The organism is Pontiella sulfatireligans, assembly GCF_900890705.1.
Classification (GTDB): Bacteria; Verrucomicrobiota; Kiritimatiellia; order Kiritimatiellales; family Pontiellaceae; genus Pontiella; species Pontiella sulfatireligans.
The window spans coordinates 682,477-708,648 of the sequence record NZ_CAAHFH010000001.1; the positions used below are offsets into that span (position 1 = coordinate 682,477).

Consider the following 26,172-nt stretch of genomic DNA (forward strand, 5'->3'; position numbering starts at 1 on the left):
CGCTTTATGGACAATTTTACACCACGGGCTCAACAGGTCCTGCAGCTGGCCCGCAAAGAGGCCGATCGCTTCAACCACGGTTATGTGGGAACCGAACATGTCCTGCTCGGCTTGATCGCACTCGGCCACGGCGTGGCCGTCAATGCGCTTCAGGCCCTGGGCATTGATCTCGCCTCCGTGCGGCTGGAGGTTGAAAAAGCGGTCGGAACCGGGCCGGAAACCAAGACGATCGGAAACATTCCCTTCACGCCCCGCGCAAAAAAAGTGCTGGCACTTTCTGCGAGCGAAGCGCGCGGGCTTGGCCACAGCTACGTGGGAACCGAACACATCCTGCTCGGCCTCCTGCGCGAAGGGGAGGGGATCGCCGCGCGCGTCCTTGAAAACCTCGGCGTCGATCTTGATGAAACCCGCTATGAAATCATGAAGACCCTCGATCCAGATTATGATCCGGCCGCCGAAGGCGAATTTGAAGAGGAGGACGAACGCGAAGGACCTCCCATGGGCGGGCCGCAGCAACCGCGAGGCAAGGGCAAGTCCAAAACTCCTGCGCTCAATACGTTTGGCCGCGATCTGACCAAGCTGGCGAAGGACGGCGAACTCGACCCCGTGATTGGAAGAAAAGACGAAATAGAGCGCGTCATTCAAATTCTCTGTCGCCGCACGAAAAACAATCCCGTGCTTCTCGGTGAAGCCGGCGTCGGCAAAACCGCCATTGCCGAGGGCCTCGCTCAAATTATTTCCGACAGCAACGTGCCGGACCTTCTTATCGATAAAAAAGTAATCACGCTCGACCTTGCGCTGATGGTGGCTGGCACCAAATACCGAGGCCAGTTTGAGGAGCGCATCAAGGCCGTAATGGACGAAATCCGTAAGGAAAAGAATATTCTTCTGTTCCTCGACGAACTCCACACAATTGTCGGCGCAGGTTCAGCCGAAGGTACGATGGATGCAGCCAACATCATCAAACCGGCGCTCTCGCGCGGCGAACTCCAGTGCATCGGCGCAACTACGCTCAAGGAATACCGGAAATACATCGAAAAAGATGCCGCCCTTGAACGCCGCTTCCAGATCGTGCACGTCAAGGAGCCCACCGTCGAAAACGCCATCGAAATCATGAAGGGCCTGCGGACGAAATATGAAGAGCACCACCACGCGCAGTTCACCGACGAAGCCTTGAAGGCCTCCGTGGTATGCTCCGCACGTTACCTGCCCGACCGCTTCCTGCCCGACAAAGCAATCGACCTCATCGATGAGGCCGGGGCGCGGGCCCGCATCGGAAGCATGAGCCGTCCGCCGGAGCTTAAGCAGCTCGAAGAGGACATCCACACCTTTGAAAAGAAAAAGAACGACGCCATCCATGAGCAAAAGTTTGAGGATGCCGCCAACTTTCGCGACCAAGAGCGCCAGGCCAAAGAAAAACTCGACGACCTGCTGAACCAATGGCGCAAGCAGCGCGATGAAAACCGTTCTGTGGTGACCGAAGAAGACATCATGGTCGTCGTCTCAAAATGGACCGGCATCCCGGTGATGAAGATGGGCGAAAAGGAAATGGCGCGCCTGCTCCGCATCGAGGAAGTCGTCGGCGAACAGGTGGTCGGCCAGCAGGTGGCCGTAGCCGCCATTGCCCGCGCACTGCGCCGCTCCCGCGCCGACCTCAAGGATCCGAAACGGCCGATTGGTTCGTTCATTTTCCTTGGGCCGACCGGTGTCGGGAAAACGCTGCTGGCGAAAACGCTCGCGGAGTTCATGTTCGACGACCCCGAGTCGTTCATTCAGATCGACATGTCGGAATACATGGAAAAATTCAATGCCTCCCGGCTAGTCGGCTCTCCTCCCGGCTATGTCGGCCATGAAGAAGGCGGCCAGCTCACCGAGCGCGTCCGGCGACGCCCATACTCCGTGGTGCTGTTCGACGAAGTTGAAAAGGCCCATCCGGACGTGATGCACATGCTGCTCCAGATTATGGAGGAAGGCCGCCTCACCGACAGCCTAGGCCGCAACATCGACTTCCGCAACACGGTGGTCATCATGACCTCGAATCTCGGCGCGATGGAAGTCAAGAAAGCCGGGGCACTCGGCTTTGCGCCGGCCAATGAAGATGTCGACTACCAGAAACTCAAGGAAATGATGTTGGGCATCGCCAAGAAGACTTTCAAGCCCGAGCTGCTTAACCGCCTCGACGACATGATTGTCTTCCGCGAACTCAACCGCGTTGACCTTGAAACGATCATCGATCTGGAGCTGGCCAATATCCAAAACCGCGTGTTGGGTCGCAACATCGAGCTGAAGATCACGAAATCAGCCCGCGAGTTTCTATTGGAAAAAGGCTACGATAAAACCTACGGCGCTCGTCAACTGCGCAGAACCGTCGAACGTTATCTGGAGGATCCGCTGGCCGAGGAAGTCCTGCGAAGCACGATCGAAAACAACTCGGTGGTTACCGTCAAAGCCAACAAGGAAAAATTGACCTTTAAAAGCGCACCCGCGACGGTTATAGAACCGGCCACGGAAGAATAAAAGCTGTTTTCCAATCGTTTGGATAACACAGCATCCTCGGTTTCCATTGCTTGGAAATCGGGGATTGATTTTGTCAGGGGCAATAAATAACCTTCGCCCTTTTTACGGAGAAGAGCATATGCGCGAGTTCGCTACATTTGAAGAGAGGCTTTCCATCTGGACCACCGATGCCATGAAGTCGGTTTTTGGACTGGAAGGCACCGATATAAACCTAGGCGTTTCGCCGACTAACAACGACAAATTCGGCGACTATCAATGCAATGCCGCTATGTCGCTGGCCAAAACGGTGGGAAAAGCGCCCAGGCAGATTGCGCAGGAATTCGCGGATGCGGCCGTACTTCCTGACTTTGTTGAAAAGATTGAGATCGCCGGGCCCGGCTTCATTAACTTTTTTCTCTCCAACCACGCTTTGGCGGCGTATCTCCAATCCTTGGAGAACGATCCGCATTTGGGCGCCGAGCAAGTAGGGCAGGGGAAGACCGTAATCGTTGACTATTCCAGTCCCAATGTGGCCAAACCGATGCATATCGGCCACATCCGCTCGACCGTGATCGGCAACGCCATCGACCGCCTTTACCGCTATCTCGGCTACAACGTCATCGCCGATAATCATCTAGGCGACTGGGGCACGCAGTTTGGCCTGATGATGGTCGGCTTCCGCAACTTCGTCGATGAAGATGCGCTCAAGGCGGCGCCGGTCGAGGAACTCGAACGCGTTTATGTGGCCAGCTACAACATGTCGAAGGAAGACGCATCGTGGCGGGAACAGGCCAAGGCCGAGCTCGTCAAGCTCCAGCAGGGAGACGCCGAAAACCGCGCACTGTGGGAAAAGTTCATCGAACTTTCCATCGAAGAGTTCAATACCATTTATAACCGCCTCGGCGTTAAGTTCGACCTCTACCGCGGCGAAAGCTTCTACAACGACCGGCTGCCGAAAATGATCCAGTCCTTGGAAGAAAAGGATCTGGCCAAGGAAAGCGACGGCGCATTGATCGTTGGTCTGGAAGAGGACGGCATGCCGATCTGCATCGTGCGGAAAAGCGATGGGGGCTACAACTATGCCACCACGGATCTCGCTACCGTTGAGGCCCGCATCGAGGAGTTTGATCCAGAACGGATCATATACGTTACCGATGAACGCCAGCAGCTTCACTTTAAACAATTTTTTACCATATCAGAAAAGCTGGGTATGAACGCCAATCTGGTGCATGTCTGGTTCGGCCTCATGCGCCTCCCGGAAGCCACATTTTCAACCCGCGAGGGCAACGTTATAAAGCTGGCCGCTTTGCTCGACGAAGCCGAAGTGCGCGCTTTGGAAATGGTGAAGTCCAGCAGTCCGGAAATGCCCGAAGAGCAGCAGAGGGATTTGGCAAAAGCCATCGGCATCGGCGCCATAAAATATACCGACCTGAGCCAGAATCCACAGAGCCTTGTGACGTTTACTTGGGAAAAGGCGTTAAATATGCAAGGCAACTCCGCACCGTATCTGCAGTATGCCTATGCGCGCATTTCGTCGGTTTACGACAAGTTCCACGCGACATATCCAGAAATTGAACTGGAGAAGTGTTCAATAAATATTGAACACGAGATAGAGCGTCGCTTAGCCATAAAGCTGTCGAGATTTCCTGCTGCCATCCGGGCGGCGGCGGATAACTACAGCCCAAACATTCTGGCAGAGTATCTCTACGACCTCGCTCAAATCTACAGCAGCTTTTATCAGAATGTTCCGTTCCTTAAAGCAGAAGAAGGTGTTCGGGAAAGCCGGATCCGGATTTGCCAGACCACAGCGGCAATCCTCAAACAAGGTCTGGGTTTGCTCGGCATTGAAACGCGAGAACGAATATAGCAACCCAACTTAAGACCAAGGAACGGGATCATTCGTAGATCCCGTTTTTTGTTCACACAAAGCTTGTGCGTACAAAGAATCCATGCAACCTAAAAATTAACTCTCTGAGAATTCAAAAAAATACAACGGCGATGGGTGGTTGGTTGTTTTTCAGAAAACTGATTCCGCTGACCATTTTCCAACAGAGGTTTCTAAAAAGATCCTGCCGTAGTCAACAGACTGGAAGCATCAGTCACAAGTCACGGTTTTAAATCTGCATGGCAGGAGCAGCGCAAAGCTAATCAATGACCAAACCCACGGAAGTGTTTAGGCAGGGAAAGTTTTAGAACCGGAATTTCTCCGACAAAAAATGGACTGGATCATAGTAGGGGCTTTTAAATCTTCTTGCTTTGGGGCACTCGGCAGAGCTTCGAATATTCATCAACAGTTATCAACATTTTCATGCACAAGCGCAACGTCGCATAATATATCTTATGTCTATATAATGAGCTAGCAAACCTCTACATATTGTTGCGCAGGAGCGAATTGGCGCATAGGCGGCCACTATGGTTATTCTCGAAACGGATTGGAGCGAGCCATGAGCCTAAAGCTGCAGATCGAGCTGATTGAGTTCAGCGACAGGCCTGAATGAATTGCGATGCTCCGGTGTTGCACCATTTTTTTTAAGCGCTTCTAGATGGCGCTTGGTGCCATAACCTTTGTGCTGGGAAAATCCATAGTCTGGGTAGCGCGCATCCAATTCGACCATGATCCGGTCGCGGGTAACCTTTGCTATGATACTGGCAGCTGATATGGAAATGCTGAGCGCGTCGCCTTTCACAATGCTTCGAGATTCACATGGGAGCCCCTTTACCGGCAAGCCGTCCACCAAGGCGTATTCAGGGTCGACTTCCGTGGCGGCGAGCGCCATGGCCTTGTGAGTCGCTTTGAGTATGTTGATTTGGTCGATTTCGGCGGAATCTATAATTCCCACCCCAATCGAAACAAACTCAGATTCCTGCAGGATCTGGAAGTATTCCTCGCGCCGACGCTCAGTCATCGCCTTGGAATCGGTTAGCTTCCCATATACAGGCTCTAACCCGGCCTTGATGTAGTCCGGGTCGAAAATGACAGCCGCGGCGACCACGGGACCGGCCAGAGGCCCCCTTCCCGCTTCATCAATTCCCGCTAGACGCAAAAAACCCGACGCCCAGGCTTCTTTTTCATAAAGCAGGACATCGGGCATTGAATCGCCTCGATTGCGTTATACGCGGCGTTCTTTGATGCGGGCTTTCTTACCGGCGAGATCGCGCAAGTAGTAGAGCTTTGCGCGACGAACCTTGCCGTGGCGCTCAATCTCAATCTTATCAATGTTCGGGCTGTTCAGCGGGAAGATACGTTCAACGCCTTCGCCGTAGGAAACGCGACGAACCGTAATTGATTCCGTTACGCCTGCACCTTTACGGGCAATAACCGTTCCGGTGTAAACCTGAATACGCTCCTTGCCGCCTTCTTTAATCTTGTAGTGTACGCGGACGGTATCGCCTATGACAAAGTCGGGGTGGCGGTCCTGTTTGGCGTTTTCGTGTCTGATTTTTTCTATAGTGTTCATTTAAATCTCTCTCTGATTCATAGCTATTAATTTGAGAAGCGGTTGATAATAGCCAAGAACCGATTTGGGTCAAGGGTTGTTTTTGCTATTTTCACGCTCGTTTTCCAGTAAATCGATGCGCCTCTCCATAGTTCGCTGAACGGCCTGGTCATGACGCCACTGGGCAATCTTTCCGTGGTCGCCTGAAAACAGGATTTCCGGCACCTTCATCCCGCGGAATTCAGGCGGACGCGTGTACTGCGGGTGCTCCAGCAAACCGGATGAAAAGGACTCGTCTTCCGTAGCAATCTCTCCGCCTCCAAGTACGCCGGGCCGGAGCCGGGCGACAGCGTCAATAATCACAACGGCGGACAGAACCCCGTTGGTAAGCACATAATCGCCGATTGAGATTTCCTCATCCACCAGCGCCTCGCGCACGCGCTCATCGACGCCTTCATAGTGGCCGCAGATAAAAATCAAGTGGCTGTGCACAATCGATAGTCTTCGGGCATCGGCCTGCTCGAAGGTTTTTCCCGAGGGAGTCATAAGGATCACATGGCTCTGTGGCGTATGGACCGACTCAACCGCGGCAAACAGAGGCTCCGGCTTCATCAGCATGCCCGGCCCGCCGCCAAACGGGCGGTCATCGGTAGTGTTGTGTTTGTCGGTCGTGAAGTCGCGCGGATTGATCAATCGGAACTCAACCAAGCCCGCTTCGGAAGCCCGCTTCATCATGCTCTCCCCGAGAAATCCGGCAAGCATCTGAGGAAACAGCGTGATGACATCAACTTTCAACACTTCGGCCATTTTGGTTGTTCCTTTTACGCAAGAAAAGAGCGGCCAAAGGCGCGCTCTTTTCATTGTTTTCAATTGCTTGAAAACGTTTAATCGACCACTTCGAGCATGGCCTTGCGGCCCTGCTTAGCAGCCATCGAGTTCATGATGGTTCGCATAGCTCCCACCGTCTTGCCGCTCTTTCCAATGATTTTGCCTACATCTTTCGCGTTGCAGCGCAACTCGAAGATAATAGTCTTTTCGCCGTCGACTTCGGTGATCTTCACCTCGTTGGGGGCGTCGACCAGCGATTTAGCAATGGATTCTAGAATTGCTTTCATTGCCTAGGCTTTTTCTTCAGCAGTTTCTTCAGCCGGAGCTTCTTCTGCAACGGCTTCTTCTGCCGCTTCTTCTGCCTCAACGGATGCAACCGGAACTTCTTCTTCGGTTACTTCGCCGGTTACGGCTTGTTCAATCGGAAGAGCCGCGGCTTTCTTGATCAGGCTCTTGGCGGTTTCCGAAGGCTGAGCGCCATTGGAAATCCAGTAGTTGATGCGGTCGAGGTTTAGAGAAAAGTTGTTGCCTTCCTGTTTCGGGTCGTACCAGCCAACTGTTTCAATGAAGCGACCAGTCGGTGCGCGACGTGAATCCTGAATAATAACGCGGTAGAACGCGGCGTTGCGACTGCCCATTCTACGAAGTCTAATCTTAACTGCCATATCGTATTTTCTCCGTGTGATATCCCCTTCTCTGGGGTAAAGGGGCTACTTTGTAGTGAACTTCTTGAGGTGTCGCAACCTTTTTCCCATCTTTTTGACCTGCTTCGACATCTTGCCCATTTGCTCAAACCGCTTTAGCAACTGGTTCACATCTGCAAGCTTGCGCCCGCAGCCTGCAGCAATCCGCAAACGCCGGCTGCGGTCGATTTCCTTTGGATGCCGCCGCTCGTGCGGCGTCATGCTCTGGATAATCGATTCAAACTTCTTCATTTCCAGCTCGGAAGCGGTTGCCATGGCCTCCTTTTGCTTGCCGTCAAGCTTCATGGCATTACCGGGCATCATATCGAAAAGGTTGCTGATCGGACCGAGTTTTTTCATCTGCTGGATCTGGCCGAGAAAGTCCTGGAGATCGAGCTGATTGTTCATCAGCTTTTCCTGCATTTTCATCGCCTCGTCCTGATCGACCACACCCTGCGCCTTTTCAACAAAGCTGATGACATCGCCCATGCCGAGGATACGGGAAGCCATGCGGTCGGGATAGAATGGATCCAGGTCTTCCATCTTTTCGCCGCTTCCGGTCATGAGGATCGGGCAGCCGGTGACGGCATGAACGGACAACGCCGCCCCGCCCCGTGCGTCGCCGTCGAGCTTGGTCAGGATTAGGCCCGTGAGCCCGACCGCATCACGGAAGGCCTCGGCCACATTCACGGACTCTTGGCCGATGGCTGCATCAAGTACCAGTACGGTATTTTTCGGTTCGGTTTCGGCACTAAACTCTTTGAGTTCATGGACCAGTTCGTCGTCCACTTGGAATCGGCCGCCGGTGTCATAGATCACGACGTCATATTTTCCTTCGCAGGAAAGCTGTGCCGCGCGTTTTCCAAGCGCGGGAACCGTTTCACCGGGTTCCGGCTTGACGATGTCGCAACCCACTTGACCGGCCAAAATAGAAAGTTGCTCTACGGCCGCCGGACGGCGGATGTCGCAGGCGACGAGCAAAACGCGACGCCCCGATCTTTTCCAGCGGTTGGCCAGCTTGCCGGCCGTTGTGGTTTTGCCTGAGCCATGCAGGCCCATCAGCATGACCGATGCCGGCTTTCCGGCAAGGTCAAATTCTTTGTGCGCTCCGCCAAACAGCTCGACGAGTTCGTCGTTCACGCGCTTAACGACCTGCTGGCCGGGCGTAACGCTGTTAAGCACATCTTCGCCCATGCAGGACTCCTGCACGCGCTTTACAAAATCGCGAGCCACCTTAAAGTTAACGTCGGCTTCCAGCAACGCCAAGCGCACTTCGCGCAAAGCGTCCTTGACGTTTTTCTCGCTGAGCTTGCCGTAGCCCCGCAGGTTCTTGAAGGTTTTCTGCAATGCAGTGGATAGGTTTTCGAACATAGGGAATCAGTTATGAGTTTGGAGTTGTCAGTTATCTGGAAAGAGGCAGAGTTAAGCGGAATCGTCCCTTCAGGCAAAGCGAAAAAGCGCACAGGAAGGTCTGGCCGGAGCAATGCCGCAAACTAGCACCAATTCAGGGCTATTATAGGCTCGCCACATCGTATGTTTGGGGTACTTTATGGGTTTGGAGGCAAGCGCGATTGCTGACATTACAGTTTGCAAATCAGGAAAGCGGAACAGATAGCATGAGCGAAAACACTATAGAAGAGCCGTTGACGCGACAGGCATTGAACAAAGTTATCCTTAAGTTCGCCAAGCCAAGCCGAGGCAAAGCAGCTTGGCAGTTGGCCGATACGCTCATTCCCTATTTCTGCCTTTGGGCCTTGGCCGTCTACGGCTTCCAAAATGGGTATTCCCGCTGGCTCTGCTTTATTCCGATCTTGGCTGCCGCGCCCTTTCTCGTGCGCATATTCATTATTTTCCACGACTGTTGCCACTCGTCATTTTTTGCATCCAAGTGGGCCAACACGCTGACCGGATACATAACCGGCGTCCTCGCTTCGACTCCGTTCCGGGACTGGGGCAAAGCCCACATCAGGCATCATGCCACGGCGGGAAACCTGGACCGCCGCGGGGTTGGCGATGTTTGGACGCTAACGGTGGAAGAATATATTTCGGCCCCAAAGCTGAAGCGGATCACCTACCGCATTTTCCGCCATCCGCTGTTTCTTTTCGGCGTTGGCCCCTCTTATGTATTTCTTATCTTTCACCGCTTTTCGCAAAAAGACATCCAGCACCAAGGACGGTTGAGCGTCTACATCACCAACCTGGCCATGCTTCTGCTCTTCCTGCTGGGTTGGACCGCTATCGGCTATAAAACCTTCCTGCTGATCCAGCTTCCTATCACCATCATTGCAGCCACGCTTGGGCTTTGGCTCTTTTATGTGCAGCACCAGTACGAGGAAGTCTACTGGGCGCGCAACGATGTCCGCGATTCCGTGAAAGCCGCGCTTGAAGGCAGTTCCTACTACAAGTTGCCCAAGGTGGCTCAATGGTTCACCGGCAACATTGGACTGCACCACATCCACCATCTAAATCCGTCGATCCCCAACTACAACCTGCAGCCGTGCCACGACGAAATCCAGGCCCTGCAGCACATTGAGCCCCTCGGCTTCCGCAAAAGCTTCAAGTCGCTCCGCATCCACCTTTGGGACGAAGACACCAAAAAGCTCATCAGCTTCAAAGCCATGAAGCTGATCCGCAAAGCCCGTCGCAAAACCGATCAAACGAAATAAAACACCCGCTCTGCAGGCCAGCTAAAGACACAAAGAAAAGCCATTCGGAATACGCTTCGTGAACTTGGTGTCTTTGTGTTTAACTCCCTACCTTTCTAAAGGAACCTAATCATGACCAACAACGACACCTTGCGCCGGTTGCGCTACGCTCTGAACATCGACGACGCCAAAGTGGCGGCCAACATTGCCCGTACCGGACGTGCAACCACCGCGGACGAAGTCGCAAACTGGCTGAAGCGGGAAGATGAGCCGGGCTACACGGCCTTTTCTGACACCCTGCTCTGTCGTTTTCTCGACGGACTCATCATTGACCGTCGAGGCCCTCATCCCTCCGGCACAGCGCCCGAGCCTCTCGAATTCCTCTCCAATAATGAGGTGCTTAAAAAACTGCGGATTGCCCTGGAAATGAAGGAGGAGGACGTGCTGGCAACGTTCAAGAATGCGGAATTCGTCGTCACCAAGGCCGAGCTCGGTTCGTTTTTCAGGAAAGACGGACACCGCAACTACCGCAAATGCCCCGAACAAGTGCTGCGCAAGTTTATCCACGGCCTCAGCAAAAAAGACTAGATTCGCGTGCCAGTGCTTAGCGCTTTTTGTGGCCTGAGCCACGGTTAAAATTGCGCGTTGACGAAGACGACCTGCCGCTGAACGAAACCGAGCCGCCACCCCCGTAAAAGGAGATGCCGGAACCACAGGAATTCCAATGGGCGGGGCTCCAACGATCATTTGTGTAGCGATGCGAATACCCGCTGTAGCTAGGACTGCTGGAATAAAACAAATACGTTCGCGGAGAGCCTTCCAGCTTTCGGCGCTCCTGCTCGGCGAGCAGCTGTTCCTTCTGAAGCTCAACCTTCTGTTTTTCAAGATCGATCCTCAACCGCTCCAACGCTAGTTCCTGTGCATCGCGATTGGCCAGCAGTTCCTGCCGGTCCGCCGGTTTCATCCAGTTGCCTTCAAAAAGGATCAGGCCTTGTCCCAGCTGCGCCAATTCAAAGGCGTCCTTCTCCATTTGGAGTTTTTCAAGGCGGACCTTCCGCTGGGCATAGGTCCTCAACCCTTCTTCCACAGATTTCCGTTGCTGTTCAGTCAATGAGTCGGACGCCAGCGCCGCGTAGGTCACTTGACATCCGCCGCCGTCATGCACAATCAGCATGCGCTCGGGGTCCGCAGAAATAATGATTACGTTCTTATAGACCTCGCCGGTCCGCAATCTGAGATCTTCTGCAAAAGCGAACGATCCGATGCACAGCAATGCAATGATCATTAGTGTTTTCATGCAACCTCCTGCCACGCCGTTATTGTAGCAACTGTGTCAACTCTGACCGCTTGGCCCGTCGCTTTGTTCATTCATCAACCTTTTGAGGCGACAGCTGGGTGGCGCGGGGAAAGACGATCCTGACAAACAGAACCACGGCCAAGCTCCCGATTAGAAAGTATGGCGTAAAATATTGAGCGCCTTCGATAAACAGCTCATTCGACCCCGTTGGCATGTCCGGAGAGCGGGCCAGATAACGCAAAAGCTGGGCGTAGACCACGCCGATGAATCCATAGCCCAGATTCAACGCCATGCCCTTGAAGCTGAGTATCGTGGCGCGCATGGATTTGTCCGATATGCGGTTGAGGTAGTAGGAAAGCGAAAACGTAACGATCGTAAACGCGGCAAACAATAGTCCCGAAAAAAGCAGGCCGGCATACGGGATAAAAAACGATACCCCGGCAAAACCAATCAGACCGGCAAGAGCAGCTGCACCGAAAACAAAACCCGGGGTCTTCCGCTCGACCAAACGCCGTGCGAGCGGCGCAATGACAAAGTTCATCAGAGCAATCAGGGCGCCGAGAATGCCCAGCGCATATTCCGGATACTCGATGAGGCGGTAGTATTCGGAGTTGAGTGTCACAAACATCCGGATAATGCTGTCGAGAAATGCGCCGGCCAAAATCACGATCAAAGCAAAAGGTGTTTTTAAAATCCACAGCCCGGCTTCAAACGTTTGCCGGAAAGCGGCGCCAATCGAGAGTTGCTTCGATTCGTGACCATCGTCCACCTCCACAAACCGGATGCAGTTCAACCAGCATACGATGGATGAGAGCAGCGTTAGATAGAGCGGAAGCCGCAGCGTTGCCTCCTTGTTGATGCTGCCCTGAAATCCGAACAGCGATGCGATCCTACCGAGCAGGTCCGGGTCATAGACCAACCCGCCCGTAATCATCGCCACCATAAATGCAACGGACTGCCATTTTGCCGCTTTTTCCAGTACATGCGACCATTGGTCTTTCATGCCCGCTTCTTCTAGGCTCTCATAGACGAGAGCCTCATCGGAACCACTGGCCGAGGCCTCGCCCAGCCCGCTGAGTACCCGGTTGAGTGCAAGCACCCAGAACAGCAACGTTGGGTTTCCCCGCGGGGCAAATGCCCATACCGACATTTCGGCGACCATTAGCGTCGCTGTCAAAACCAGCAGCTTTTTACGCCCCAGCAAATCCGACAATGCGCCCGATGGAACCTCGGCGAGAATGATCGTTGTCGCCCAAATGACATTCAGCATCGCGAACTGATCCAGCGTCAGTCCGAAGTCCAGAAAGATGACCGCAAAGACGGGATAGTAGAACCGCGCGTTGAACAACACCCGGAACACAAGAAACCGACGGATGTTGTTGCGAGCAATGGCTTGGAGATCAGTCAGCTTCATGAATCGATTTTCCCACGGAGGAGCGTCGGCAGAAAAAACAAGACGATCACCCCAAGCGCAAGCGATGCGTACGGAGTGAGCCCTAAACCGGAAGGAAGAAACCCGATGAGAATCGCTAGGGACGCCGCAATGAGCGCGTACGGCATCTGCGTTCTGACATGCTCCATCGGTTCGATGCCGCAGGAAATGGAAGAGACAATCGTTGTGTCGCTAAAGGGCGAGCAATGATCGCCGAACACAGCGCCGCTGAACACCGCCGCCACCGTTCCATGGATTAGCGGGATAACCGCACCGTCTGTAAAGCCCAGTGCAACCGGAAGCGCCAACGGCATCAAGATGCCCATCGTCCCCCACGACGTGCCCGTACTGAACGAAATCAGCGCACCGGTCACAAAGACCAACGCAGGGAACGTGGACGGAGGCAGGTTTCCGTTGAGCATGCCGGAGAGCACGTGAACCGCATCAAGCTCGCGGAGCGTGCTGCTCAGCACCCAGGCCGAAATCAGAATCAGCACCGGATTGAATAGCTTCAACACACCGTCGCCAAAAACCTGCGAGGCGTGCTCCCCCAGTTTTCGGATGCCTGAAACGTTCAGCAGGTAGGCCAGCATTCCGGCCGCCGCGCTGACGCAGACCAGCACCAGCGCAGCATCTGCATTTCCATAGGCATCGGATATCTTTTTGAGTGAAAGTGGAAACCAGCTCCCCTCCACTCCATTGCCGTAAAGGCCGATCAGCAAACCGATTATAAGGAAGGTCAGCGGAATCAGCGCCGGCAGCGCCGAACCGTTGCTTTCAACTTCCGGCGTTGGCTTGTTTCCCCGATTAGCATCGTCGGCCTCGGCCCTGCGCATGGGGCCAATGTTCCAATCTTTGGAAATAACGACCGCCAGCAGGATCAGGGTGAACCAGCAATAATAGTTAAAAGGGATCGAATTCAAAAAGAGTTGGAACGGTTGAACCGTTGACTCCGCGTCCACCTGCAGCAGCCCCTCGCGGATCATCGACAACTGATAGGCGATCCAAGTAGAGATGACCGCCACGCAGGCCACGGCCGAGCTGGTGGAATCCACAATGTAGGCCATTTTCTGACGGGAGACGCCGGCTTTCTTGGCCATCGGCGCGAGCGACTTTCCCACCAGCATGCTGTTGGCCAGCCCGTCAAAGAAGCAAATCAGGCCAAGCGAGTACGCCCCCCACTGCACGCGTCTTTTAGTATTCCCTTCCGAGTTGTTGAACCATTTGCGCATCAGCGCCTGAATGCCTCCCCCCTTCTCGAGCAGCGCCACAAAACCGCCGAGCAGCAACGTGAAGATCAACACGCTCAGATTCCACGCACTTTGCAGCACCGGAATCAAATGGTCTGAAAAGCCGGAGACAAATGCGTTGAACGGATTACCGTTCGCCAAAAGAATCAGGCCGGCGCTCGCACCAATCAGGAGCCCGGAGAGTGACCGGTTCAGCAGAAATACAGAAACGAGCGCCACGACGCTCGGCCACAGCGCCGTCCAGCTGGCATCCGTCAGAACCACCAGCCAGGTGCACAGCCAAACAATCAATACGATAAGGGGGCGGACTTTCATAGTTTGAGGCTAGGTTGCCCTTACTGATTTTAATTTCAACACCCAAACCCGAAAAATAGCCTGTCGTTATTTCTCTTAAATATGCACTGAATAGATTTTGGCTTTTGAAGCGCGGTCTTTAGACTGCGCACATTCTAAAGGAGATTTGGCGTGGCGAAGAAAACTTCGGAGCTGGTGCTATATAAAAGCAAGGATGGATCAGTTCAGTTGGATGCCCAACTGGAACAGGAGACAATTTGGCTGTCGCAGTCGCAATTGTGTGAGCTGTTTGGTAGAGACCAATCTGTAGTATCTCGACATGTACGTAATGTTTTCAATGAGGGGGAGCTGCCCACGAAAAGCAATATGCAAAAAATGCATATTAGTGGTTCGGATAAACCCGTTACCCTCTATAGCCTGGATGTAATAATATCCGTTGGGTATCGAGTCAAATCCCAACGTGGCACCGAGTTTCGTATTTGGGCGACTAATGTGCTGAAGCAGCACATCGTGCAGGGCTATACTATCAACGAAAAGCGGCTGAAAGAGCTGAAGCAGACGCTAAAACTGGCCTCCGACATCTCCAAGCGGAAAACCTTGTCTGGCGACGAGGCCTCCATTCTTTTGCAGACCGTCTCCGAATATGCAGTTGCATTGGATCTGCTCGACGACTACGACCATCAACGGGTTGAGTTAGGCAAGGTATCACGCCGTAAAGCAAAACCAGTTTCGTACGATGAATCCATGAAACTGATCGAGGCCATGCGCCAAAAGTTTGGCGACTCGGCGGTGTTCGGAAAAGAGAAAGACAAGAGCCTGCACAGCTCGCTCAATGCCGTCATGCAAAGCTTCGACGGAAAAGACGTCTATCCATCGGTTGAGGAAAAGGCCGCGCACCTGCTCTATTTCCTCGTCAAAAATCACAGTTTTGTCGATGGCAACAAACGGATTGCCGCCGCGGTCTTTCTGCGCTTCGCCGACAAAAACCGGCTGATCTATGACAAAGCAGGCAACAAGCGCGTTGCCAACAACGCACTCGTCGCCATGACGTTGATGATTGCCGAGAGCCGTCCGCAGGAAAAAGATGTCATCACGGCAATGCTCACAAATTTGATTGCGAATTAACCAGGAGACTACTCATGCCAAAGATATTCACCAAAACGGGCGACAAGGGCGAGACGGGGCGGTTCGACGGAACGCGCGTGCCGAAAAACGATCCGATCATTGAGGTCAACGGAACCATCGATGAATGCAATACAATGATTGGCGTGGCGCGTAGCTACAATGAGGACGAGCGGCTCGACGGCATTCTCAAGCAATATCAAAGCCTGCTGATTGTCGCCGGATCAGAAGTCACCAATGTGGGGAACGACGAGCGCCTGCCCTTCGTCACCGAGGCTGACATTCAGGCCATGGAAAATTTGATCGACGAGCTGGAAAAGGAGCTTGAACCGCTCACTAACTTTATTCTGCCGGCCGGCGGCAAAGCATCCGCGCATCTGCATCTTGCCCGCACCGCATCGCGTAAAGTGGAGCGCCGGCTCGTCTACCTGCGCGACTCCGTGGAGGTCAACCCGATCCTGCTGGCCTACTTCAACCGCCTCTCCGACACGCTCTTCGTCCTCGCCCGCTACGCCGCCAAGCTTTCTGGAAACGAAGACGAATTCTGGGTGAATCCGAAATCGTAGCATGGGCATCCTGCCCATGTTCCGCACCGTCCGCGCACCGCTCTGCCGCAACGGGCTGGCAGCCCGTTCTACGTTAAAACTGCGGCATCTTCCAATCCTTGGAAACATTGCTCTTGTGCCACGTACCTTGGGCATGCGTTGAAGGCTTGTTGCTGACCGGCTTGATTTGCTTCCCGGCTAAGTGGTCCTTGTTTTTAGCCAGCTCCTGCCAGCGAGCCGACATTTCAGCAACGCGTTCGGGAAATTTACCCGCGAGGTCGATCTGCTCGCAGCGGTCGTCGGCAATATTGTAGAGCTCCCACTTTTGGCCGTAGAAGCTGACGATCTTCCAGTCGCCTTGGCGCAGGGCGCGGCAGGAAGTGAATTGGAAATAGATTTCGTTGTGCCCCGCCCTTTCCAATCCTTGGAAAAGCGGCGCCAACGACTTGCCCTGCAACGGTTCGATATTTTCCGCGACTGGGTAATTCGCATTACCGACCTCGATGCACGTTGCCATGATGTCGACCAAATGGCCGGGATCCCGCTCCCAGCCACCCTTGTTTTTGATGTGCTTAGGCCAGTGAACGATCAGCGGCGAAGAGATGCCTCCTTCGTGCTGGGTTTGTTTGTAGTGGCGCAGCGGCGTGTTGCCGACGGTCGCCCAGCTCGCATCGTATAGGTAGAACGACTTTCCCTCCCACGGCGGAATATCGATGTTTTTGCTGCGCTCAAACGGGCAGGCCCCGTTGTCGGAGCACAGGATGATAAGCGTATTGTCCAGCTGACCTTTGCTCTTCAAATAGTCGATGATCCGGCCAATGTTTTGGTCCACCCGGTCCACCATCGCTGCGAAAATGGACATGCGGAAGCCTTCAAACTCGCGCTCCTGATCGGTCATCGTTGCCCATTCAGGAACATGCTCCGGCATAGGGGGAAGCGGCATGTCCGCCGGAAAGATGCCGAGACGTTTCTGTTTTTCAAAGCGCGTTTTTCGGATCTGCTTCCAGCCGTCGTCGTAGCGGCCGAGATATTTCTGAATGTCCGCCTTGGGTGCCTGCAATGGATAGTGCGGCGCGTTGAAGGCAATATAGTGAAAGAACGGCTTGCCGCTCTCCAGTGCTTCATCAATAAACTTCATCGACCAATCGACATTGGCGTCGGTGGTGTAGAAATCTTCATCAAATTCGTTCCACACTTCGCCGTTGAGCCGGAAGGTTTTGTCGCCGACAAAATAGTCGGTCGCACCTGAAAGATGACCCCAATAGCGCTGAAACCCAAAGTCGGTCGGTTGCTTGTCGAGATGCCACTTGCCTGCCATCGAGGTAAAGTAACCGGCCTTGCCAAGCACCTCGGCGATCGTGGTTGCGCGCTTGAGCTTCTGGTTGCCGGCCTGGTTGCAGTAAAGCCCGCTCAACAGACAAACGCGCGACGAGTGGCATTTTGCCGTGTTATAGAATTGGGTAAAGCGCAGTCCCTCTACGGCCAGTGCATCAATCCGCGGTGTTTCGATCTCCGAGCCGTAGCAACCAAAATCGGAAAACCCCAGATCATCGACCATCATCAAAAGAATGTTCGGCCTGTCGACGGCACCAGCCGAACATGCAAGACAGACCACTATACTTGTCAACAGAAACCTTTTCATCGTCCAGTCCTTCGGTTTTTTAACCACTAATCTACACTAATTCACACTAATCATTCCTTCCCTTGAATTAGTGGAGATTAGTGAAAATTAGTGGTTACTATTTTTCGCATGCGGGGCGCAGCCTTCGCCGCCTTTGTAGCGCTCCAGCAACGCTTTCATTTCGCCAACTTTTTCGGGGTGGCTGGCATATAGGTTAACATGCTGCGCCGGATCGTCCTTCAGATTGTAGAGCAGTCCCGGCGTTGCATCCTTGCCGTAGCCGCGCTCTTCGTTGAACCAAGCCGGACTCTTGGAATGCTCGCCCGACTTGGCATCGATGTAGACCCAATCGCCTTGGCGCAATGCAAATGCTTTGTCGAATGTGTTTTGCACGGTGGCTTTGCGCAGCGGCTGGCTGTATTTCTTTTCTTCCAGCACGGGCAGCAGATTGTAGCTGTCGACGGCCTCGGTCGAGGTCATGTCGTAGCCAATTACTTTTGCAAAGGTAGTGGCGAGATCAACTTGGCTGACGGTTTCGTCCGACACCATACCGGGTTTAACTTTTCCCGGCCAGCTGACCACGAACGGAACGCGGTGGCCGCCTTCCCAAACATCGCGCTTGAGGCCGCGCGACGGACCGGAACTCCAATGGCCAAATTTTTTCTGGCGCTCGTAGGCATATTTTTCGGGGCCGTTGTCGGCGGTGAACACCACGATCGTATTCTTGGAAAAGCCACCGGCTTCCAGAGCCTGGAAAATTTTCCCGGCCATGGCATCGCTTTCGACCACAAAGTCGCCATAGGGCCCGGCCTCGGACTTTCCGCGGTATTCATCGTTCGGAATGATCGGCGCATGTGGCGAAGGAAATGCGAAGTAGAGAAAGAACGGCTGCTCCTTTTTCTGTTTACCAATCCAGGCAACCGCCTTGTCAGCCAGTGTGGGCAGCACCTTGTAGGGGTTCCAGCCTTCAACCATCGGCCCTGGGCGGAATTCCCAGTTGCCCTCGGGTATTTCCTTGAAGAGCTTCGTATCCATCATGACCGTTGGCACTTCCGTCACCCGGTCGTTCTCGACAAAGCAATAGGGGGGAAAGTTGATGGTTCCATCACCGAAATAATAGTCGAAGCCCTGAGCCAGCGGGCCGTTAGGAATCGGCTTGCTCCAATCAAAAGCCTCCGGCTTGTAGGCCTTCTTTTTCTTGCCCCATTGCTCAACGGTGGTGTTCGCTGTGTCGTCAATCTTTAGTGCGTCCCAGTTCCAACCGAGGTGCCACTTGCCGACGGCTGCCGTATTATATCCCTTGCTCTTGAACATTTTCGCCAGCGTAAAATCGTCCGGCTCAAAAACGGATTCGCCGAATGCGTTCACAATCCCGTGGAACCGTCGCCAATGGTGCTGCCCGGTCAGCAGCGCAAAGCGGCTCGGTGTGCAGATGCCCGACGAGCTGTGCCCGTCGGTAAAGCGCATCCCTTGGTCCGCCAGCTGATCAAGGTTCGGCGTTGGAATCTTGGATTCCGGATTATTGGCCCCGAGATCGCCAAAGCCCATGTCGTCCGCATAAATAACGACAACGTTTGGAAGCTTTGCCGCTTGAACTACCGATATGGCCAACATGGCCGAACACAAAAGAAAAAACCGTTTCATAACCCTACCCCCTATCGCTTTGCTTTTATTCTTAATCAACGCGTGTACTCTCGCACAAATGGACAAGCCTTTCCACTTAGTTGTGGGCAATTAGACAACCAACGACCGAGACAGAACTCGAAACCGCGTTGACACAACGTAACTTTAGCGTTACGTTCGAGCTTGTTGAATATGAAACGGAAAATTACTTTCTATGAAACGGCGGAGGGAGCGTCGCCCGTTGAAAAGTTTCTGAGGAAACAAACTGTACAGGTCCGCAAAGCGGTTGCGGCCGGATTCATGCACATCCAAAACGACACCAACCCGGAACACCTGTTTCGGAAAATGACGGCTACGGACGGGCTTTGGGAAATTCGGATTAAACAGGGTGGAAATATTTTTCGGTTGCTCTGCTTTTTCCACGGCTCCGAACTGATCGTCGTGGCCAGTGGATTCCAGAAGAAAACACAAAAAACGCCGAGGCAGGAGATCAAGACTGCTGAGGCCCGGAAGAAGGATTATTTCAGGAGACAAGCACAATGAGTAAAACCAAGCGACTGGGCAAATCTTTTGATGAGTGGTACGCAGAACAATGCGCTGCCGATCCCGATTTTGACACCGATGTAAAGGTGCTCGTTGAAGAGCTTCGCCTCCAGGCCCAACTCTACGAAGCCCGGAAGGTGGCGGGGCTGACACAGGACCAGGTGGCCGAGCGGATGCAGGTGAACCGCTCCTTTGTGTCGCGTCTGGAAAACCACCCCGAAAACATGAAGCTCGCCACGCTTAACAAATATGCGCGGGCAGTTGGCATGAAGGTCGAAATCGAACTCCACGCCTAACTTTATTTAGACGGGATAACAGGATTTACAGGATCGGATCTTGCCATGTGAAAATCCTGTCCATCCTGTTATCCCGTCAAAAACTTCTATGAACAACACCTTCCAGTTAGTTGCGGATTTTGTGCCGACCGGCGACCAGCCGGAGGCGATTGAGAAGCTGTGCGCGGGCTTGGCCAAGGGGCGAAAGTTCCAAACCTTGGAAGGCGTAACGGGTTCCGGCAAGACCTTCACGATCGCTAACACCATTGCCCGCCTTGGCCGCCCCACCCTGGTGCTGTCGCACAACAAAACGCTGGCGGCGCAGCTCTATGCCGAGTTGAAGGCGTTCTTCCCGCACAACGCGGTGGAATACTTTGTCTCCTACTACGACTACTACCAGCCCGAGGCCTACATTCCGCAGACCGATACCTTCATTGAGAAAGACTCCGCAATCAACGAGGAGATTGAGCGGCTGCGTTTGGCGGCGACCGACGCGCTGCTCAACCGCGAGGACGTCATCATTGTGGCCTCGGTCTCCTGCATCTACGGACTGGGGTCTCCGGAGGACTATAAAAAAATGGTCGTCGGCGCAAAGGTCGGTGAAACGGCAGACCGCGATGCGGTGCTTAAGAAGCTCGTTGAAATCCAGTATGAGCGCAACGACTACGAGCCCGGCCCTGGTAAATTCCGCGTACGCGGCGATACGCTCGACATCTTCCCCTCCTACGCCAAAGACTACGGCATCCGCCTCGAATTCTGGGGCGATGAAATTGAAGCGATCAAGAAGATAGATCCGCTGACCGGAGACACGTTCGAAACGCTCGACCACATCATGGTTTCGCCGGCCAAGCACTTTGTGATGCCGCAAACCAAGATCGACGCCGCCCTCGTGGCCATCCGCCAAGAGATGGAGCAGCAGGTTGCCGTGTTCGAGCGCGAAAACCGGTTGATCGAGGCACAGCGGATCAAGATGCGCTCCGAATATGATTTGGAAATGATGAAGGAAATCGGGTTTTGCGGCGGCATCGAAAACTATTCCCGCCACCTCGCCGGCCGGAATGCCGGCGATCGTCCGGAATGCCTGCTGGACTATTTTTCGGGCGACTTCCTGACCATTGTTGACGAATCGCACGTGACCCTTCCCCAGGTTCGGGGCATGTATAACGGCGACCAGGCGCGCAAAGGCACGCTGGTCGAACATGGCTTCCGCCTGCCCTCGGCACTCGACAACCGGCCCATGAATTTTGATGAGTTTTTATCGGTGACCAACCAAATGATTTTCCTTTCCGCCACGCCCAGCGTCTTTGAGAAGGAGCACGGCGGAACGCCGATCGAACAGATTATCCGGCCGACCGGAATCATCGATCCTCCGGTGGAGCTGCGCCCGCTCAAAAACCAGATCGACGATCTGATGGAGGAAATCCGGCTCCGCGCCGAACGCGGCGAGCGCACGCTGGTAACCACGCTCACCAAGCGCACGGCGGAAGATCTGAGCGAATATCTGGAAAAGACGGGACTCAAGGTGCAATACCTTCATTCCGACATCGGAGCGCTCGAACGAGTCGATATCCTGCGCGACCTGCGGGGCGGCAAATTCGATTGCCTGATCGGCATCAACCTTTTGCGCGAAGGGCTCGACCTGCCGGAAGTCTCGCTCGTCGCCATCCTCGACGCGGACAAGGAAGGCTTTCTGCGTTCCGAAACCGCGCTGGTGCAAACCGCCGGGCGCGCCGCGCGGCACATCGACGGCCTCGTCATCATGTATGCCGAAAAGATTACCGACTCGATGCAGCGCATGATGGACAAATGCGATCACCGTCGCCAAAGGCAGCGCGCCTACAACGAAGAGCACGGCGTTGTTCCGCGGGCCATCACCAAGAGCATTGCGGACAGCCTGAAGACCATCTACGAAACCGCGGAAGAAACGGTCGAACTAGCCGTGGCCGAGGACGGCGTGGATTATACCGTCGGCGAAATCATCCACCAACTGGAGCAGGAAATGGTCGAAGCCGCCGAAGCGCTGGAGTATGAACGCGCCGCCGTCCTGCGCGACCAGATTAAAGCCTTAAAACAGAAAGAATAAACGCAAAGACTCAAAGGCTAGGGAGTTTCGCAAAGCTTTCCTTTGCGAGTCTTAGCGGTCTTGGCACCTTTGCGTTAGATTTTTTTCAACGCGTGGCTGCTTTCAGCATCTCGCGTTCGCGGGGCGTGAGTGCGCCCATGCCCTCTTTGCCGATTTTATCGAGAATGCGATCGATGTCCTCTTTGGATAGCTTTGCGGCGCTTGAGGCTGAGCTGGGCTTAGGCTTGGATTTTCCGCCTTTCCCCAGCTTGTTCTTAAGCTGCCCGATGAAGTTCGGGTTCTTTATTGAATAGGCATAGCAGAAGCCGGCAATGCCACCCATCAGATGCGCGGCGTTGGCGATGCCGCCAAAGACCGGATGCACGAAGGTTTGGAAAAACTCAAATCCAATAAGCACGGAGACGAGTATCCAGGCCTTGATGGGATAAAACGGCAGGAAAATCAGCACGACCTTGGCATGGGGATAGAGCGCCGCAAATGCGCCGAGGATACCCATAACCGCACCGGATGCGCCGACGCAGTACTGGCCCGGACTCGCCAGAAGCGACCAGCCCAACCCGCCGAGAATGCCGCTGATGTAGTAGAGGATGAAGAAGCGGTAGGCGCCGAGCCTTCGTTCCATGGTTGGGCCGATGAAGAATAGGCCCATCATGTTCATCAGAATGTGCGAAAAGCTGCCGTGCACAAACATGTAGGTGAACAGCTGGCCGAACGACAGCGTTTTCCACCACACGGCGGGCAGCGCAAACAGGTTGGCGATCGGCAAATGGAAGAGATATTCCAATATATAAACAACAACATTTAGGATAATCAAAAACCGAACCGCGGGCGTGATCCCGCGCATGCTTCCAATATCCTGAGGTTCATTCTGATACATGTGTTCCTTTCAAAATCCAGCCGAGTAGACCGAAACCCGCCGTTGCGGTCAATCTTGCAACGCGCTTAACTTATCGACACAAAACCCCGCGTTGCGTTGAATATCGGGCTTGCCCATTTTCAAGGGCGGGATATGATGAACGCCATGAAACACAAGTGGAAACTCTATTTGGACACGTCGGTGTTCGGTGGCGCTTTTGATATTCGCGAAGGATTCGACCGCGATTCGCGACGGGTTATCGATGCTGTTTTAAGCGGCGTCGCAGAGTTGCTCTATTCGCCTGCACTTGAAGAAGAGCTGGTGGATGCTCCCGAACGTGTTCAGGCGTTGTTTACCGCAATTTCGGATAGCGCGAAAACCAAAATCGACCTAACGGAGGAAATCTCGGAGCTAAGCCAGGCCTATTTGGATGCAGGAATCGTTGGCCCCCAGTGGCTGGACGACACCCTGCACGTGGCGGCCGCGACAGTTGGCAGAGCCGACGCCATCGTATCATGGAACTTCAAGCACATTGTCCGCTTGGACAAAATTAAGGGATACAACGCGGTGAACCTCAAAAACGGCTACGGCATCATTACAATTATCAGCCCCAAGGAGGTGGATTTCGATGAATGAAGCTTTTTGGAAAAACTTCCCCCCTATCCATGATTTTGACTGCGTTGAAATGAAACGCCGCGCCCAGTTGCGCATCTATGAAGAGACCAGAGGAATGAGCCCGAAAGAAATTGTAAACTATTTTAAGACGAAAGAGGAGTCGCGCGCACCCATAGCCGTGTGCGAAACTCCCCCAACATATGAAACCACCGCAAACGAAACGAAAGAACCATGACCAACGAAACTAAACTGACAGGCCTGACCCTGCTGAAAAAAGGCGAAATGCGCTATCCGACCACGCCGGACGAAGCGGAGCTTGAAACCTTTGAAAACGCGAACCAGCAGCGAAACTATTGGATCACGTTCCAGACCTCGGAATTCACCTCGCTCTGCCCCATCACCGGGCAACCCGATTTTGCGACGATTACGATCGAATACATTCCGGGCGAGCTATGCGTAGAAAGCAAGTCGCTGAAGCTCTATCTCTTCTCGTTCCGCCAGACCGGTACGTTCTACGAAGAAATCGTCAACCGCATCTACACCGATCTCGAAGCCCTGCTGAAACCACGGCGGCTGGTAGTGAACGGCGACTTCACTGCGCGCGGCGGCATCACCTCGGCCGTAAAGATTGATTCGGCTGAAGCCTAGTTTTCGGATCAGGCTCCCTCTTTCATCAGGCATAGCTGCGGATCTCGAAAAGCTTGGCGTTTTGTGCTCCGAAGGTTTCTTTCATATGGATCCGGATTGCCGTTGCCTTGATTGAATCAAACTGGAACTTGATCAGGCGTCTTTGGTTGTCGTCGTTTAAGCCGATGCGGAGCCATTCTCCATCGACAAGCGCCTGAAGCTCCAGCGACTTCAGCATTTCCCGAGGAACAACACTCGTGAAGGCTTTATTCTCCTGCGGGTTCTTGAGCATCATAATGTTGCGCTTTACGTTGGTGTCGCACTTTATTTCAACGGTTGAAAGCGGAACCGCCTTGTCCCATTCGAGCGTGACTTCCGCCGGCAGGCCATCTGACTCCCAGTGATGAATGAAGTGCTCTTCATCCCGCGCCATGCCGTCGGTCAGCAGCTTCACATCGCCGGAAAGAGTGGAAGATGCGGAGATGCGCGCCGCCGTCTTTGCCAGATCCTTCGGATCCTTTGCAGAGCGAAGCGGAATAAAGGCGTCATCGCGCAGCAGCTGTTCCTGCAGCTCATCCATATGGTTCTGCCCTAATTCGCGCGGGGCAACCCCTTTCTCCAAACAGAGCGCCGCTGCCGTGCCGACGGCCTGCCCCATCGTGGAGCAGGTTCCCATCACGCGAGAAGACGAAAGCGCCACATGCGTTTGGCTCACATTTCTTCCTGCAAACAGCAGGTTCGAAATGTTTTTGGAATACAGGCACCGATATGGGATTTCATAGACACGGCTGAAATGTTCATGGAAATAGCTCGGAGGTTCCGGCAGGTTTTCAATCCCGCCTGGATTATGTTCGTCCAGCGGCCATCCACCGAACGCCACGGCGTCTTCAAAATGCATGTGTCTGAGCTGGTCCGGCTCAGAGAGAATATAGTCGCCGATAAAGCGTCGGGACTCGCGACGCCCCGGCAACGAGCCCACCCAGTCGAGCGAATAGTTGGCGGCTTCTGGGAACTTGCCTGAATTCTTCACGTAGTCCCATACGCCGTAGGCATAGCCCATCAGCTTCTGGCGATCTACCTCTGCATCACCGATGATGTCGTGTTCATTTGCAACTTCGACCCACCAGAACCCTTCGTCAAACGGAAGGATGGCCCGGTCTGGGTGTGATTTGTCCGCTTCATATTCAATGGCAAACGGCGGCGCCTTGAACGAGGTCGGCTTGCCCATGTCCTTGGATGAGAGCAAAATGGTCGCCCCCATCTGCCAGCCATCCGCCGCTTCAGGAGCGTATTGCTCGCCAAACTCGGCGGAGGCTTCACGCCCGGTCCGGTAGAGCGCACCGGCCGTAGCGGCCAGCAGGCCATCGCCGGAGCAGTCGATGAACAGGTCGGCATTGATGGTTAGAACGGTTTCCGTGCAGAGCTGCCAGCAGATCGCAGATACGATTTTGGAGTCCGCCGTTTTTGCCTGAATCGCCTGGGTGTTGAGGATCAGGGTAATGTTCGGCTCGCGGGTCACGAAGTCGTAGAGCACATGGTCCCATACCGTCCACGATTCCTGTTCGTTGCAGAAGCGGTTGTGCAGATGGATCTCCTCAATGATGCCGGTTTCACGTTCGGGCAGTCCGCTCGTCAGACGGGTCACGCCGTGTACAATAACGCGGAGTTCGCTGGAAGCGTTTCCGCCCAGCATCGGCCGGTCCTGAACCAGCACCACCTTGGCCCCGTTGCGCGCAGCGGACACCGCCGCGCAAATTCCGGCCATGCCGCCACCCATAACGGCCACCTCAAAATCCATGGTCTTTTTGCGGATGGGCGTACCCATCTTTCCGGTGCCCATCTGGAGCCATTGATCCCTGCTCCGGTCGGTCAAACCGGCAAAATCTTCACCCTCACTCAT

At 54.1% G+C, this 26,172-nt stretch carries 25 protein-coding genes; 12 read left to right on the plus strand and 13 right to left on the minus strand.

From position 1 onward, the window contains the following. The first annotated feature begins 6 nt into the window (after nt 1–6). The gene (locus SCARR_RS02495; protein WP_136059940.1) at nt 7–2,517 is read left to right on the plus strand and encodes an ATP-dependent Clp protease ATP-binding subunit; all 2,511 of its coding nucleotides are present in this window, start codon (nt 7–9) and stop codon (nt 2,515–2,517) included. Between the two features lie 118 nt (nt 2,518–2,635). Beyond that, entirely contained in the window at nt 2,636–4,363 is a 1,728-nt protein-coding gene (gene argS / locus SCARR_RS02500) for an arginine--tRNA ligase (RefSeq protein ID WP_136059941.1), read from the plus strand. Between the two features lie 583 nt (nt 4,364–4,946). Here argS and SCARR_RS02505 read toward each other — a convergent pair. From SCARR_RS02505 to ffh, 6 genes are all read right to left on the minus strand, one after another. Continuing rightward, entirely contained in the window at nt 4,947–5,588 is a 642-nt protein-coding gene (locus tag SCARR_RS02505) for a ribonuclease HII (protein WP_136059942.1), read from the minus strand. 18 nt (nt 5,589–5,606) lie between these two features. Further along, nucleotides 5,607–5,954, minus strand: coding sequence for a 50S ribosomal protein L19 (rplS, locus tag SCARR_RS02510; protein WP_136059943.1), 348 nt, complete (start codon nt 5,952–5,954; stop codon nt 5,607–5,609). 69 nt (nt 5,955–6,023) lie between these two features. Continuing rightward, a complete protein-coding gene (gene trmD / locus SCARR_RS02515) occupies nt 6,024–6,740 on the minus strand; it encodes a tRNA (guanosine(37)-N1)-methyltransferase TrmD (RefSeq protein ID WP_222846150.1) in 717 nt (238 codons plus the stop codon). Between the two features lie 77 nt (nt 6,741–6,817). Next, entirely contained in the window at nt 6,818–7,048 is a 231-nt protein-coding gene (locus SCARR_RS02520) for a KH domain-containing protein (protein ID WP_136059944.1), read from the minus strand. A 3-nt stretch (nt 7,049–7,051) separates the two neighbouring features. Next, nucleotides 7,052–7,426, minus strand: a complete 375-nt coding sequence (rpsP, locus tag SCARR_RS29025) for a 30S ribosomal protein S16 (protein ID WP_136059945.1) — start codon at nt 7,424–7,426, stop codon at nt 7,052–7,054. Between the two features lie 45 nt (nt 7,427–7,471). Then, the gene (gene ffh / locus SCARR_RS02530) at nt 7,472–8,815 is read right to left on the minus strand and encodes a signal recognition particle protein (RefSeq protein ID WP_136059946.1); all 1,344 of its coding nucleotides are present in this window, start codon (nt 8,813–8,815) and stop codon (nt 7,472–7,474) included. A 245-nt stretch (nt 8,816–9,060) separates the two neighbouring features. On the opposite strand from ffh, the gene SCARR_RS02535 reads away from it, so the two are divergent. Continuing rightward, complete coding sequence (locus tag SCARR_RS02535; protein WP_136059947.1) at nt 9,061–10,110, plus strand: fatty acid desaturase; 1,050 nt, start codon at nt 9,061–9,063, stop codon at nt 10,108–10,110. 111 nt (nt 10,111–10,221) lie between these two features. Then, a complete protein-coding gene (locus SCARR_RS02540) occupies nt 10,222–10,677 on the plus strand; it encodes a YehS family protein (RefSeq protein WP_136059948.1) in 456 nt (151 codons plus the stop codon). A gap of 16 nt (nt 10,678–10,693) precedes the next feature. Here SCARR_RS02540 and SCARR_RS02545 read toward each other — a convergent pair whose 3' ends face one another. The 3 genes from SCARR_RS02545 to SCARR_RS02555 all read right to left on the minus strand — a co-directional run bounded on the left by SCARR_RS02545 (nt 10,694) and on the right by SCARR_RS02555 (nt 14,383). Continuing rightward, a complete protein-coding gene (locus SCARR_RS02545; RefSeq protein WP_136059949.1) occupies nt 10,694–11,386 on the minus strand; it encodes a hypothetical protein in 693 nt (230 codons plus the stop codon). A gap of 67 nt (nt 11,387–11,453) precedes the next feature. Next, on the minus strand, nt 11,454–12,800 hold the full coding sequence (locus tag SCARR_RS02550) for an MFS transporter (RefSeq protein ID WP_136059950.1): 1,347 nt from the start codon (nt 12,798–12,800) through the stop codon (nt 11,454–11,456). Further along, complete coding sequence (locus SCARR_RS02555) at nt 12,797–14,383, minus strand: Na+/H+ antiporter NhaC family protein (protein ID WP_136059951.1); 1,587 nt, start codon at nt 14,381–14,383, stop codon at nt 12,797–12,799. The genes SCARR_RS02550 and SCARR_RS02555 overlap by 4 nt, the downstream gene beginning before the upstream one ends. Nucleotides 14,384–14,728: 345 nt before the next feature. Here SCARR_RS02555 and rhuM point away from each other — a divergent pair, with 345 nt between their 5' ends. After that, nucleotides 14,729–15,487 (plus strand): Fic family protein, encoded by a 759-nt coding sequence (rhuM, locus tag SCARR_RS02560; RefSeq protein WP_222846151.1) that lies wholly within the window; start codon nt 14,729–14,731, stop codon nt 15,485–15,487. Nucleotides 15,488–15,501: 14 nt separating this feature from the next. Then, complete coding sequence (locus SCARR_RS02565; RefSeq protein ID WP_136059953.1) at nt 15,502–16,050, plus strand: cob(I)yrinic acid a,c-diamide adenosyltransferase; 549 nt, start codon at nt 15,502–15,504, stop codon at nt 16,048–16,050. A gap of 73 nt (nt 16,051–16,123) precedes the next feature. Here the strand turns inward: SCARR_RS02565 and SCARR_RS02570 are convergent, their stop codons facing one another. Further along, complete coding sequence (locus SCARR_RS02570; RefSeq protein WP_136059954.1) at nt 16,124–17,671, minus strand: arylsulfatase; 1,548 nt, start codon at nt 17,669–17,671, stop codon at nt 16,124–16,126. An 87-nt stretch (nt 17,672–17,758) separates the two neighbouring features. Then, nucleotides 17,759–19,294 carry a sulfatase family protein gene (locus SCARR_RS02575; protein ID WP_136059955.1) on the minus strand — a complete coding sequence of 512 codons (1,536 nt, stop codon included), beginning with the start codon at nt 19,292–19,294 and terminating at the stop codon, nt 17,759–17,761. 171 nt (nt 19,295–19,465) lie between these two features. On the opposite strand from SCARR_RS02575, the gene SCARR_RS02580 reads away from it, so the two are divergent. The 3 genes from SCARR_RS02580 (at nt 19,466) to uvrB (ending at nt 22,174) form a co-directional block, all read left to right on the plus strand. Then, nucleotides 19,466–19,816, plus strand: coding sequence for a type II toxin-antitoxin system RelE/ParE family toxin (locus SCARR_RS02580; RefSeq protein ID WP_136059956.1), 351 nt, complete (start codon nt 19,466–19,468; stop codon nt 19,814–19,816). Continuing rightward, nucleotides 19,813–20,112, plus strand: a complete 300-nt coding sequence (locus SCARR_RS02585) for a helix-turn-helix domain-containing protein (protein WP_136059957.1) — start codon at nt 19,813–19,815, stop codon at nt 20,110–20,112. Before SCARR_RS02580 ends, SCARR_RS02585 begins: the two co-directional genes overlap by 4 nt. An 88-nt stretch (nt 20,113–20,200) precedes the next feature. Continuing rightward, entirely contained in the window at nt 20,201–22,174 is a 1,974-nt protein-coding gene (gene uvrB, locus SCARR_RS02590) for an excinuclease ABC subunit UvrB (RefSeq protein WP_136059958.1), read from the plus strand. Between the two features lie 85 nt (nt 22,175–22,259). Here uvrB and SCARR_RS02595 read toward each other — a convergent pair whose 3' ends face one another. Continuing rightward, the gene (locus SCARR_RS02595) at nt 22,260–23,051 is read right to left on the minus strand and encodes a rhomboid family protein (protein WP_136059959.1); all 792 of its coding nucleotides are present in this window, start codon (nt 23,049–23,051) and stop codon (nt 22,260–22,262) included. Between the two features lie 144 nt (nt 23,052–23,195). Here SCARR_RS02595 and SCARR_RS02600 point away from each other — a divergent pair, with 144 nt between their 5' ends. From SCARR_RS02600 to queF, 3 genes are read left to right on the plus strand one after another with little or no spacing between them, the layout of a single operon-like run. Next, nucleotides 23,196–23,666 (plus strand): type II toxin-antitoxin system VapC family toxin, encoded by a 471-nt coding sequence (locus SCARR_RS02600; RefSeq protein ID WP_136059960.1) that lies wholly within the window; start codon nt 23,196–23,198, stop codon nt 23,664–23,666. Continuing rightward, a complete protein-coding gene (locus SCARR_RS02605) occupies nt 23,659–23,880 on the plus strand; it encodes a hypothetical protein (RefSeq protein WP_136059961.1) in 222 nt (73 codons plus the stop codon). The genes SCARR_RS02600 and SCARR_RS02605 overlap by 8 nt, the downstream gene beginning before the upstream one ends. Next, nucleotides 23,877–24,293 (plus strand): preQ(1) synthase, encoded by a 417-nt coding sequence (queF, locus tag SCARR_RS02610; RefSeq protein ID WP_136059962.1) that lies wholly within the window; start codon nt 23,877–23,879, stop codon nt 24,291–24,293. Before SCARR_RS02605 ends, queF begins: the two co-directional genes overlap by 4 nt. 25 nt (nt 24,294–24,318) lie before the next feature. Here the strand turns inward: queF and SCARR_RS02615 are convergent, their stop codons facing one another. Further along, on the minus strand, nt 24,319–26,172 hold the full coding sequence (locus tag SCARR_RS02615) for an FAD-dependent oxidoreductase (RefSeq protein WP_136059963.1): 1,854 nt from the start codon (nt 26,170–26,172) through the stop codon (nt 24,319–24,321).